11 protein-coding genes are annotated in these 11,940 nt (G+C 41.4%); 2 read left to right on the top strand and 9 right to left on the bottom strand.

The genetic code is table 11. From position 1 onward, the window contains the following. Positions 1-160 precede the first annotated feature (160 nt). From J2Z69_RS17075 to J2Z69_RS17065, 3 genes are all read right to left on the bottom strand, one after another. Complete coding sequence (locus tag J2Z69_RS17075) at positions 161-625, bottom strand: hypothetical protein (protein ID WP_209865430.1); 465 nt, start codon at positions 623-625, stop codon at positions 161-163. Between the two features lie 240 nt (positions 626-865). After that, complete coding sequence (locus J2Z69_RS17070; protein ID WP_209865427.1) at positions 866-1,501, bottom strand: NAD(P)-dependent oxidoreductase; 636 nt, start codon at positions 1,499-1,501, stop codon at positions 866-868. Positions 1,502-1,649: 148 nt separating this feature from the next. After that, positions 1,650-1,910, bottom strand: a complete 261-nt coding sequence (locus J2Z69_RS17065; RefSeq protein ID WP_342591612.1) for a YqkE family protein — start codon at positions 1,908-1,910, stop codon at positions 1,650-1,652. A gap of 139 nt (positions 1,911-2,049) precedes the next feature. Here J2Z69_RS17065 and J2Z69_RS17060 point away from each other — a divergent pair, with 139 nt between their 5' ends. Further along, the gene (locus J2Z69_RS17060) at positions 2,050-2,793 is read left to right on the top strand and encodes a YwaF family protein (RefSeq protein WP_209865422.1); all 744 of its coding nucleotides are present in this window, start codon (positions 2,050-2,052) and stop codon (positions 2,791-2,793) included. Positions 2,794-2,990: 197 nt separating this feature from the next. Here the strand turns inward: J2Z69_RS17060 and J2Z69_RS17055 are convergent, their stop codons facing one another. From J2Z69_RS17055 to J2Z69_RS17045, 3 genes are all read right to left on the bottom strand, one after another. Next, the gene (locus J2Z69_RS17055) at positions 2,991-4,199 is read right to left on the bottom strand and encodes an MFS transporter (RefSeq protein WP_209865419.1); all 1,209 of its coding nucleotides are present in this window, start codon (positions 4,197-4,199) and stop codon (positions 2,991-2,993) included. Then, positions 4,199-4,693, bottom strand: coding sequence for a MarR family winged helix-turn-helix transcriptional regulator (locus J2Z69_RS17050; protein WP_209865416.1), 495 nt, complete (start codon positions 4,691-4,693; stop codon positions 4,199-4,201). The genes J2Z69_RS17055 and J2Z69_RS17050 overlap by 1 nt, the downstream gene beginning before the upstream one ends. 143 nt (positions 4,694-4,836) lie before the next feature. Beyond that, a complete protein-coding gene (locus J2Z69_RS17045; RefSeq protein WP_209865413.1) occupies positions 4,837-7,101 on the bottom strand; it encodes a PAS domain S-box protein in 2,265 nt (754 codons plus the stop codon). Positions 7,102-7,293: 192 nt separating this feature from the next. Between J2Z69_RS17045 and ytxJ the strand changes: the two genes are divergently transcribed. Next, complete coding sequence (gene ytxJ / locus J2Z69_RS17040; protein WP_209865410.1) at positions 7,294-7,632, top strand: bacillithiol system redox-active protein YtxJ; 339 nt, start codon at positions 7,294-7,296, stop codon at positions 7,630-7,632. A 208-nt stretch (positions 7,633-7,840) separates the two neighbouring features. On the opposite strand, the gene J2Z69_RS17035 is transcribed toward ytxJ, so the two are convergent. The 3 genes from J2Z69_RS17035 to J2Z69_RS17025 all read right to left on the bottom strand — a co-directional run bounded on the left by J2Z69_RS17035 (position 7,841) and on the right by J2Z69_RS17025 (position 11,396). Beyond that, positions 7,841-9,724: an LTA synthase family protein gene (locus J2Z69_RS17035; RefSeq protein ID WP_209865407.1), complete on the bottom strand. Its 1,884-nt coding sequence runs from the start codon at positions 9,722-9,724 to the stop codon at positions 7,841-7,843. Between the two features lie 184 nt (positions 9,725-9,908). Next, a complete protein-coding gene (locus J2Z69_RS17030) occupies positions 9,909-10,841 on the bottom strand; it encodes a manganese-dependent inorganic pyrophosphatase (RefSeq protein WP_209865404.1) in 933 nt (310 codons plus the stop codon). A gap of 111 nt (positions 10,842-10,952) precedes the next feature. Beyond that, on the bottom strand, positions 10,953-11,396 hold the full coding sequence (locus J2Z69_RS17025; RefSeq protein WP_209865402.1) for a GNAT family N-acetyltransferase: 444 nt from the start codon (positions 11,394-11,396) through the stop codon (positions 10,953-10,955). Positions 11,397-11,940: the final 544 nt, after the last annotated feature.

Below are 11,940 nucleotides of genomic sequence, written 5' to 3'. Positions count from 1 at the left end.
ATTTATGTTTTGATTTTTTCCTACGGAATGATTTTATCGCAGAAATAACCCCCTATCTCCACGTAGGAAAAAGAGGGCTTCAACGTATCTATTCATCAGTTTATTGCTTCATTATTTATCATATTCATTGAGCACTTCATACTTCACGAGGGGAAACTATTTATACCGTTGTAGCTGATCTCACATCAGACCATGGTGTTATCGACATTTGTCTCTCTTCCGATAATAGGGCATGCAGGTCACGATTGAACTGCTTGATCTGGAATAAAGCTACCTCTTCCGTAACTAAGTTCTGCGTCAACTTTAACGAACGAATTAATTCTTGCTTCAACTGACTTTTTTCTTTTTCATAATATAAGCTACAAATGATGACATTAAATACATCATCCAATCCTAGCTCTAACTTTCTCCGGTAATAATAACGGAATGTGGACGTATCTTTTAATAGATATAACGCCATAAACCTACTTTGACTAGTTCCAAAACGTTGAGCCGCAATCCATGTGCGCTCATCCTCTTCGCCATACTTCTTGACTCTACGTTGTTCCAGAAGTTGTCCGAATTTGTGCATATCCAGACCTGCACGATCTGAACTTTGGTAGGAACTTGGAATTAATAAATACATAGGAAAAGCCTCCCTTTATAGAACCATCGACCCAGTTGTTAGCGTGACCGTCCTCGGGTAAGCCTTCCGGTAGATCACTTCTCCCTATAATAATCGGTCTATTTGCTCATAAATTTCAGCTTTTCACAAAAATAGTTTTGTATCTTAATTCCAATTGCCTACTTCTGTATGAAAAGGACTAGCTATATCCATGAGTTTTCTTATCTTTTTCTAGTCCTTTTGTTCTTCTTGTCCGGGGAATTAAGATTCCGATACTACAGTGAATCGTTCGCCGATATGCTGGGGATGTTCGATTTCATCGACTACAGCAATAGCATAGTCTGCATATGATACGTAACTTTTACCGGCAGAGTTCACTAATAATTGATCTTTTCCGACTTTATATTCACCTTTTCGTTCACCAATCGCGAATTCTGCCGACGGACTAAGAAATGTCCATTTCAAATCCGGTGTGTTTTTCAATATCTCAAGATTCTTACCTTGATTGTTGGCTGTTGGTTTGATGAAATCTGGAAATTCAGGTGTATCTACTACACGAATCGTCTCCTCTGGATCTACGTATAAGCTACCTGCCCCGCCGACAACCAGTAGACGTGTATCTGTTCCTTGAAGTGCATGAATCAGTATATTTCCGGCATCCACATGTAGATGTTCTTGACCTAGAGGGGCCGCAAATGCATTCACTACCACTTCAAACCCCTTAACATCTTCATTCTTCAAATCTAAGATATCCCGTTCTATGATAGCATCTACGGGACTAATTAATTTGGATGCATCTCGAACGATCGCTGTAACCTGATGCCCACGATTGTTCGCTTCTTTAATGATCTGACTCCCTGCTTTACCTGTTGCTCCAATAACCGCAATCTTAGCCATGTTCATTCCTCCATTATGGGTTTATAATATAATTCCTGTAACCAATATAGTTACATAAAGTTTAAAAGTCAACTTTCTGACTGTCCTCCCATCTGTAGTCCATTCTCAAAAAAAAAAGATGAACCTGAACTTCCAGGTTCACCCCTTATCATTTGAACTTATGCCAATCTAATGCACTTTGCTCAAGCAAATGTTCAAAATTGTTGTCTAATTTCTTCTGCTCCGCTTTTCTGGTCTCTTCCGCTTGTTTTCGGATTTCCTCCGCTTTGCTTAATTCAGATGCCTTCATTTCAGCAGCTTGTGCTTGTAACTTGCCCAGCACCTCAGGTCGAAGCAAATCTTTCAGTGTAGTAGGCTTATCCTCTGTTCGCGTTGCTTTTACCGTAGGTCTATTTGTTTTTTTTGCCACTGTTTTCACCTCGTTAATAATGTAACTCATTTCATGAATTATACTTGTTCCATACCTAATAGATTTTATCACAATTAAAATATATACATCGCTCAATAATAAGTTAAAATTTAGGATATACAGAGAGGGGTTAATCGTGATGCAGTCTTTTTTTGAGAGAGCACCATCGGATTCATTCATGGCATTTTCTACGTCTCATTTGTTCATGTTAGGAATTTTATTGGCAGGGGCTATCCTCTTGTATCTAAACCGGCAATGGCTTGGAGCAAGTTCCCGTCGTAGAGCATTAGCCAAATATGCATTTGCAGGGGTACTTATTCTGTGCGAAGTTTCTCTGAATGTATGGAGTATAGAACAAGGTACATATAGTCTCAAGGAAACGCTACCTTTAGAGTTATGTAGTATTTCTCTATACATGTGTGTCTTTATGCTTCTACTTAGAAGTTATCGTATCTTTCAAATTGTATATTTTACCGGCATTGGAGGAGCACTTCAGGCTTTACTCACTCCTGCGCTGGACTATCCTTTTCCTCATTATCGATTTTTAGAGTTTTTCATTGCTCATATGGTCATTATTCTTTGTATTCTCTATATGGTGTGGGTTGAACACATGCGCCCCACGCTCAGATCTCTGGGCCTAACTATGATTTTCCTCAATATTCTGTTGGTCTTCATATCTATAGTGAATTATTACACAGGCGGTAATTATATGTTCCTCGCGCACAAGCCACTCACCGCTTCCTTAATGGACGTACTCGGGCCATACCCATGGTATATTCTATCGCTTGAGGGGGTAGCCTTAGTCCTCTTTTTCATTTTGTACCTTCCTTTTGCCCTACTGCCTACGTATAACAAACCTAAGCGACGGCATTCTTCATTTTAATATGAAAAGCTTAAATCCTAACCCTATCTTCTAAGGTTTTGGAATCTTACTATAGGTAAAAAAGAGCTAATCCGCTGCCCTTGGAGCAGCAAGGTTAGCTTCTTTTTAATGGCATCGTTTGTATCCATTACCTACCGGATTACATTGATTTATGCCTTTTTACATGGTTCATGCTCTTTTTCATTGTTCATGTTCTTTTACATTGGCGCAGATTGGGTGGCCGCCTTTTTCTTACGCTGAGACATAACCGACATTACATATACTGCTAGGAATAGAATCATGGCAATTGAAGATAGTCGGTACATCATTGCATAGTTCGTTGCTGAGGCAATGATTCCAAGTACCATGGAACCCGCCGCTACGCCGAAATCAATGGAGTTATAGAATAGACTGTTGACTAAGCCATGTTGTCTAGGCGGGGTCTGGCGGAGCATCCAAGCTTGAGTTGCTGGCTGAATCGCACCAAATCCTAGTCCATATAATAAAGCAGAGACAATCAGAAATCCCAGAGACTGTGTATAAGATAATACAATAAGACTTGCGAACACTAGTACACCGGCAGGAATCAATACCGCCCCCGGTCCCTTACTATCAAATAACCTCCCAGAAATGGGTCTGATCACTAATAAAGTACAAGCATTAAATAAGAAAAATAAGCCGATATTTCCTAAATGAATCTGTTCACCATATAGGGCTAAAAAGCCTAACAGACCGCCATACGTAATCGAAATCAGCATATTAAGTCCTGCCGGAAGAAGGATACCTATAGGAAATCCCTTTTTATTCTCTGTGTCTGCATCCTGAGCTATAGATACTACCGGCAAAGGGGCAGGGATACTCCGTGTAAGCAGAAGCAACGGGACGATGAATAGAATGACGATCGTTCCCATCACGGTAAGCAGGGGAAAGCCATAGTTTTTCATGACGGACAGGCCCACTAATGGGCCAATGGACATGGCTAGACTAGTAGATAATCCGAAGTAACCTATCCCTTCGCCCAAGCGTCGTTTGGGAATAATCTGTGAGACTAGCGTTGGCATGACTGTACTCGCCATCCCAAAACCAATTCCGAACAAGATGCGCAGGAGGAGCAGCTGAACCATGTTCCCTGCATAGGCGTATAGGATGGTGGCCAAACCCGCAAGGAAAATACCCAAAAATAAAATGATGTTACGATGTACCCGTCTCAATACAGGGATCATCGTGAATCTAGTCGCAATCGCCGATAGTGCGAATAGACTCGTCACTAGACTTACAGTAAAATCATTGGGATGGAACTGCTGTTTGGCATAAGTAGGAAAGGGCGATAACAACATCTGTAGCCCTAGGAATAACAATAAGTAACTGAGGGTGAGAACGATAAAAGCTTTGGTCCACAGCCCTTCATGATGTTCAGTAGGCTTCATTAGGCTCTCTCCTTCTGGTTGTGTTTATGCTTTTCACTGTCTTTATTTTTGTCTTCTTGGTCTAAAAAATGATCTGTCTGCTCAATAATTTGTTGCAGCATGGTTCTTAATTGGTGTATCTGAGCTTCGTCCAGGTTTCCTACTGCATCCCGAAGCACCTGTCTTTCTAGTGGCTGAGTCTGCTCCATTAATTGCTGCCCAGCAGCCGTGATATGTACCGTATACGATCTGCGGTCTTGATCGCCACATACTTTGTGAACTAACCCCTTCTCTTCTAACATCATAAGTATTCGGGTCGTCGTAGGTTTATCTTTGCCAGATTTCTCACCAATTTCTTTCTGAATCATACCGTCTTGCTCCCATATTCGGTGTAATACAACCCACTGCTCTGGTGTAATATCAAAACTCTTCATACGTTGGTGAAACAGTTGATTCAGTTTGCGATAAGCGATGCCCATATAGAAGCCAAACGAATCATCTAAAGAGGAACCCATATGCATTTCACTCCTTACTTATCGGATATAACACTTAGTTGTTAAGACAACTATATTCTGAATGATGGATGGATGTCAATGTACTCTAATGTACCCTCCTCTTAAAACAACAAAAGAACCGTGCCACGGCACGGTTCTTTCTGCTAGAAATATTTAGCGATCATATCCTTGATCATTTGCGATTTGATGGGCTTGCTAATGTAATCATCCATGCCCGCTTCCAAGCAAACTTCTCGATCACCCTTAAGTACATTCGCTGTAACTGCAACAACAATAGGTTGTCGGTCCTTGGCAATATCGCTTCGAATCATCTTGGCTGCCTCAAGTCCACTTAATCCCGGCATATGCACGTCCATAAAAATCATATCGTATTCCTGCTGATTGAGTGCCTCAAGCACTTTCCAACCATCACTAACTACATCCGCCGATAATCCTTCTTTTTGCAAAATCCGCTGAAGCACCAACTGATTGGTCTCGTTATCTTCAGCTATCAAAATATTCAGTTTACTCCGAGCATCTTCTTCTGCGCTAATTACATCGATGGCTTCTTCCATTAAATGCAGCTTAGGACTATGGAAACAGGCCGTAAACTCAAATAAAGCGCCTGCTGTTTCCTTGACCATCAGTTCTATCTGCCCACCCATCAGTTCAACCAATTTTCTTGAGATGGCTAGACCAAGACCTGTTCCTTCATAATTGCGGCTCATAAAATGATCTAATTGTTGAAACGGTTCAAATAATAGATCTCGTTGATGTTCGGGAATTCCAATTCCTGTATCTTCAATAGCGAACTTAAGTTTGATTCCTTCATGGTTATTCCTAAGTACTGAGACATGGATGGACGCTTCACCTTGATCGGTAAATTTGATCGCATTTCCTAGCAGATTAATAAAAATTTGCTTCAAGCGCTCAGCATCTCCCACAATCCGATCAGGAACATTATCATCGATTCTAGAATGCAGCTCCAAACCTTTTTTCATCACTCTAGGACGAAGAATATCCAACGTCTCTCCAACTATCGTTCTTAAGTCGAAAGGTTCTTCCGTGAGTTCCGTTTTGCCCGATTCGACTTTTGCAAAATCAAGAATGTCATTAATAATATTCAGCAGGGAATCTCCACTTTTACGAATAATTTCTACATACTCTTGCTGCGTCTCATCTAGCTCTGTCGTCTCTAGAAGTAGATCTGTCATACCTATGACCCCATTCATAGGCGTACGAATTTCATGACTCATAACAGCAAGGAATTCACTTTTGGCCTTGTTGGTCGTCTCAGCCGCTTCCTTCGCCATTAATAAATTACGCTGCTCCGTAACATCCTTCGCCATAACGTAACATCCGGCATTTAATCCATTAATAATTATGGGAGCAATGGTCAGAATGACTTCGGAGATGTGTCCATCTCTATGCGTCACTTGTATAATATTAGCTTCTGTCGATTCATCAGGACTTTGAAGCAGTATGGCATCGAGATGCGGCATTTGGATGAAGGTCGTGAAGCTGTTCCCTGCCATCTCGCTAATCTTAAATCCTGTCAGTCGTTCGGCTACTTGATTACAATTTATAATATAACCTTGTAGATCCAGTGAAAATACAGCATCATGATTGTATTTCTTCAGAGAATTATAACGCTCCACACTCTCCTGTAACTGTAACTCCATTTTTTTTCGTACCGTCTGATCTTGAATTGTTCCATAGACTCTAACGATCTGCCCCTGTTGGTCCAGAACAACCTTGCCTCTTAGATCTAAATATTGTAACCGCTGATCCGTTTGTTCCAAAGTGAATTCTAGATTAAATTGCGGCTCATATATCGCTTCCCTAATTAGCATAGCAAACCGTTCCCGCTCGGGCTCAGGAATTAATTCCAGAATTTGAGCCGGTGTTCTCTCCTTTACCTCCAGGGGTAACCGACACAGCTTATAGACTTGCTCAGAACAAGTCACTTGGTTCGTAGCCGCAATCCATTCCCAACTTCCAATAGCAGCAAGACTCATAGCCTCTTTAAGCTGAAGTTCGCCTTTACTTGGCAATGTCTTAATAGCGTCCGCATATACGATTAAGTAGACAGGCAGGGAGGAATTATCTTTTACGAGCGTGAGGCTCATAGTCACCTGAGATACACTTTGATTCGCATGCATCAGCTCAATTGTAATCCCTTTACATTCCTGCTCTCCCTCTAATATGGCATCTCTATATTGATAGAATGCGCTGAGACTCTCTGCTTGAATGATACTTTCAATAGATGTCCCCGTAAGCGTTTCTTCGAGTCCACCGATCAACGTTGCGAAGTTCTGATTGGCCCGAAGTATTCCGCCTTCAAGGGATAGCACAGCCATCGCTATAGGAGCTGTATCAAACACTTGATCATATGGCGAAGGTAGTGGGTTAAACGGTCCGTTCAGCATGCATACGCCTCCGTCATTATATAGTACATAACATGAAATATTTTGGTAATGAATTAGTAACTGCACCTAATGTTATATGTAACTCTTGCTATGTGTCAAACTTGAATCTTCTCTTCTTAAAGTGCTACTATTCTATAGAAGAACAAATGATTAGAAATCTCGAAAGATCTATATAAAAGGAGCTGTAAGACAATGAACTGGACAGAATTCACAACGGCTGAAGAATGGAATCAAATCTTGGAACAATCCGCTGAGCGCGGTCAATTGGTGCTTAAACATAGCACGACATGCCCTGTAAGTTCCAACGCTTTAAAAGAGTTTAATGATTACATTGAAGCTAACCCGAATTCCAATGTGGATTATCGCTTAGTGAAAGTAATTGAGTCCCGTCCCATCTCCAATCAAATTGCTGAAGACCTCGGTGTAAAACATGAATCACCACAGGTTATCTACATCAAAGATAAGGCTAAATACTGGAGCGCTACACACTGGGCCATCACAGAAGAGCACATCAAGGCCGTATTAGATTAATTAATTATAAGGATCACATGGATACGATTCACTTCAGAGCCATAGAAGGGAAAGTTTCTCCCTCTCTATGGCTTATTTTATGCCCGTTTATTCTGTAGAGAAATGCAGAGTGCCCTCTAACCGCCACATTTCCGTTCTCCCATAAAAAAGAGAGTTCTCCTTGGAGAACCCTCTTTACTTATCTACATTCCCTAAAGTTACATAGATCTTAACGCTTCGGCAACATTTTCACATAGGTATCCGACAAATTCATTAATTTGAGAATATAGTCATAATCTGTTTTATATTTGGTAAAGTCTGCGAGAGGCTCCATAGTTTTGAGGGAAACTGCCTTTCCATCTTCAAAACCTTTTCCAGGCACAAAAAGAATGTCGTTATTAAAAAAGGAACCTGTAGGAAGATAATAACGTGAACCAATGATATTCTTATCGGTATTCATGAGGTCATGTCCAAACGCCGTGAATTTTTCCTTACTTAGGGATATCCCCAATAGATTTGCCACCGTTGGCATAATATCGAGTTGACCCCCCACTTGCGTAATCACTTTGCCCTCTGTCTGTCCTGGAATATGGATGATTAATGGTATATTGAATCTTGTAATACGCTCATCATAATGAATCCCTAGCTGCGTACTGAGCGTCGATGGATCAATATCCTGGGGCTGCAGACCAAAGTGATCCCCATAAAACACGAGTACCGTATCATCCCACATTCCGTTCGCTTTCAGCTTTTCAACTAAAGTCCCAATGGCATAATCGGTGTAATTCACCGCTTTGATATATTCGCCAATCTCCGTACCCTGCATGTTCGCAGGAATGTTAATTCGAACTTGATCATCCGGAATTTTAAAAGGAAAATGACTCGATACCGTCACAAACTGACCATAAAACGGTTTATCTTCCGACTGTGACGCTGACAGCTTGTCTACCCCCACGCGGTAAAGTTCTTCGTCCGAAGCTCCAAAATCATTAAAGTGATCATTATTATAAAATGGCTTGTCATAGTACTGATTGAAATGAAGCGCAGGGTACAGTTTGCTTCGATCCCAGAATCCCACGTCATTCACATGGAACGTACTGGCTTCATAATTGTACTTCTGAAGCAGTCGAGGCAGACTCGGGAGTTCGCGATCCCCAAAACCTGAAGACATCGCTACCGTTCCTGTTGGATAAATGGAGGTATTGGACATGAATTCCGCATCCGAAGTATTCCCCTGCCCAATCTCTTGAAATACATTCGGGAAATACAACCCCTCCGAGGCCAATTGGTTCAAGACCGGTGTCACAGGTTGTCCATCCAACGTTAAATGAATCGGGAAATTTTGAAAAGCTTCCATTTGAACCATAATTAGATTTTTCCCTTTAGCTTTACCGAAATATGCAGGTGTTACCGCCGTCTTTAATTTGTCTGATTGATAGGGGTATGATGCCTGAAGCGCATCCACTTGGGCAATCGTATCTTGAATATTACCGCTAAGCACGGCAATATTTTCTTCTTTTGCCTTGAGCGCTGCCGCCACTTGGTAATCGAAAAAACCCAAATTTTCCGCTTGGGCAAGCTCGTTGGCAATGCTCTTACCGTTGTTAATATAGATTGCTGACAGAGCAAGGCTGATGATTGCAGTAAGAATCATACCTGTCTTTCTTATCGATGTTCTTCTAGGTATTCGCACTCCTCGAATTCGATAGATAATCCAAACGAATGCAAATACAAATACATCTACAAAATATATAAAATCCGACCATTTTAGTGTCGATTGAATGCTGGACTTAATCTTGGTGACTTGATGCAGTTCATTCAGTGCGGTGTACGTAGGAATTGAGTTAAAGTGGTTAAAATATACGGTCGATGAAAACAGCAGCAAGGAGAAGATTAGATTGAACATCCAATAGCCAACTCCCTTCGCTCTCGAAGGCAGAAGAAGTTCTAATATACTTAACAATGACAATACAGCAAGTGCATCTGTCGCAAGCCGCAGCCACTCAATCCCATCAAAGAAAAAATATCTAAGCAGAATTAGCTTCAGAAAAAGCAAAATAAAAACAGCAAAAAAAGGCGTCACAAGATAGTCGCCCCTTGTTCGATTGTTCATCGCAGATGCCCTATCCTCTCCCAAAAAAGTTAATAAAAATAGTATAACACCATCCACATCCTGTGGCTATTTTCCATGATTAAGTATCATTTTCTCCATATATCATTCTGTATTCATCTATTTTTAAAGACAGAAAAAGGTTCCCCATATTACAGGAACCTGATCCTTTATTTTGTAACCTATCTTATTTCTTGTTCAATACTTCAGTAAGTACAGGAACAATCTGTGATTTACGGGAAACTACACCTTTAAGCACTGCTTTGTTGCTATCTAGCTTAATGTTATATGCTTCTTCAACCGCTGCGGCTTGAGCACCGAGAGCTAGACCTACAGAATCATTGTTCAAGATATCTGTAACTACGAAAAGGAACAAATCTAGGCCCTTCTGTTCAATAACAGCCTGTAACGCAGTTTCTACTTCGGTTTGACGTGACAACACATCATTTGTATCGACGGCATTCACTTGGGCAATTTCCACTTTGAAAGTTCCCATTTGGAACTCTTTGGAATCAATTGTAATGAGCTGAGCAATGGTCTTATCACTAAGATCCGCTCCAGCTTTGAGTAGATCTAGGCCGTATACATCTGCATCTACACCAGCAATTTCTGCGAGTTCACGAGCAGCGGCGATATCTTGCTCTGTGCATGTAGGAGATTTGAATAGCAGGGAATCGGAAATGATAGCAGACAACATGAGTCCGGCAATCTCTTTTTTAATAGAAACACCATTCTCTTTATATATTTTGTTCAGAATTGTAGCGGTACATCCTACTGGTTCCGCACGGTAGTAGAGCGGACCGCTTGTCTCAAAGTTAGCGATACGGTGATGGTCGATAACTTCAACGACACGAACCTCTGCAATGTCACTCACGCTTTGTTGAAATTCATTGTGGTCTACCAAAATGACATCTTGCACTTCGTTCGCAACCGTCTCCACCAATCGAGGCGCTGCAATTTTGAAATAATCCAATGCATATTGCGTCTCGGAGCTAACTTCCCCAAGACGTACAGCTTCCGCTTCCAAGCCTAATTGATGTTTCAGATCTGCATAAGCGATTGCCGAACAAATCGTATCTGTGTCTGGGTTTTTATGTCCAAAAATTAAAGTGTTTGCCATTTCGGAAATTCCCCTTTATTCGTTATTTGACGACATATGCCGCCGGAATTAAGCCCTATTTCTGATTATAGCGGTTAATTCGCCTTATTCCAATGCCTTTAATCCTAATTATTACGTAAATTTCTTCACATAACAGCGGCTACTCTCACACTGCGTGTATTCACCGAAACGCTCCATTTCTTCAAATCCATGCTTTATGTAAAATTGAACGGCTTCATATTGAGGCTCTCCAGTCTCTAATCGCAGCTCCTGCACGCCTTGAGCCCTAGCTAGATGCTCTAAATGGACAAGCATATGATTCGCTACACCGCGATTACGAATCGATGGATCGACGTAAAATCGCTTCAACTCTGCAATCTGTTCAGTGTACGGTACGATACCGCCACAACCTACGGCTTGTTCACCATCATAAGCTACGATAAAATGCCCTTTATTCAATTGAACGGTGAAGATTTCCTCTTGGGGATATAAGGTCAGCAAGTAAGAATCTAACTGCTCAATTAATCTTTTCAAGTCTTCATGATCTGCATCAACTGTTCTGATCACAATCTCCATACGGCTCCCCCCTTCTTGTACAACCTACGAAAATAGCTATCTATTCTTCCATCTCACTTTCAAAGTTACTAGTGTTAGAGTTCATTATAACAGTCCTATATTCAAATTTCATATGTCGGTAAGCTTGAGAGAGTGCATCATCATTCGGGCTTGACGGGGTGAATCCTTGCCCCTATAATTGGAAAACATATAGAACAGAAGCGAGTATCAAAGACATGATTCCCTTCATGGCCTGCCAGAGATAGAGGTGTGTGGTGAGAGCCTCTTCAGATGACCAGAAGTGAATTACCCCTTTGTAGCTGTGATGCTGAACCTGCCTATTCGTATGAGGCGACATTAGACATCACCGATCTTTCCGGCGTTAACGGATACTAATAAGGATGCTGTACTTGTCTGTTCTCCGCAGTTTTTTTGCGAGGAATGGGCTATGCAGATCGAATTAGGGTGGAACCACGAGCTGAACGCACTCGTCCCTTGGGATGAAGTGTTTTTTTGCGTTCACAGCTCGGCGCGGTCATGCGTACATTTTGAAGTGGAGGTTCTA

It is taken from the genome of Paenibacillus shirakamiensis (assembly GCF_017874255.1).
GTDB lineage: Bacteria > Bacillota > Bacilli > Paenibacillales > Paenibacillaceae > Fontibacillus > Fontibacillus shirakamiensis.
The sequence above is the reverse complement of the archived record's forward strand: the minus strand, read 5'-3'. Positions and strand labels throughout refer to the sequence as shown.

Coding starts and splice junctions, on each gene's coding strand:
- J2Z69_RS17055 (WP_209865419.1), bottom strand. CDS start 4,199: ATGAAGCCTACTGAACATCATGAAGGGCTGTGGACCAAAGCTTTTATC.
- J2Z69_RS17050 (WP_209865416.1), bottom strand. CDS start 4,693: ATGGGTTCCTCTTTAGATGATTCGTTTGGCTTCTATATGGGCATCGCT.
- J2Z69_RS17035 (WP_209865407.1), bottom strand. CDS start 9,724: ATGAACAATCGAACAAGGGGCGACTATCTTGTGACGCCTTTTTTTGCT.
- ytxJ (WP_209865410.1), top strand. CDS start 7,294: ATGAACTGGACAGAATTCACAACGGCTGAAGAATGGAATCAAATCTTG.
- J2Z69_RS17060 (WP_209865422.1), top strand. CDS start 2,050: ATGCAGTCTTTTTTTGAGAGAGCACCATCGGATTCATTCATGGCATTT.
- J2Z69_RS17030 (WP_209865404.1), bottom strand. CDS start 10,841: ATGGCAAACACTTTAATTTTTGGACATAAAAACCCAGACACAGATACG.
- J2Z69_RS17025 (WP_209865402.1), bottom strand. CDS start 11,396: ATGGAGATTGTGATCAGAACAGTTGATGCAGATCATGAAGACTTGAAA.
- J2Z69_RS17045 (WP_209865413.1), bottom strand. CDS start 7,101: ATGCTGAACGGACCGTTTAACCCACTACCTTCGCCATATGATCAAGTG.
- J2Z69_RS17075 (WP_209865430.1), bottom strand. CDS start 625: ATGTATTTATTAATTCCAAGTTCCTACCAAAGTTCAGATCGTGCAGGT.
- J2Z69_RS17070 (WP_209865427.1), bottom strand. CDS start 1,501: ATGGCTAAGATTGCGGTTATTGGAGCAACAGGTAAAGCAGGGAGTCAG.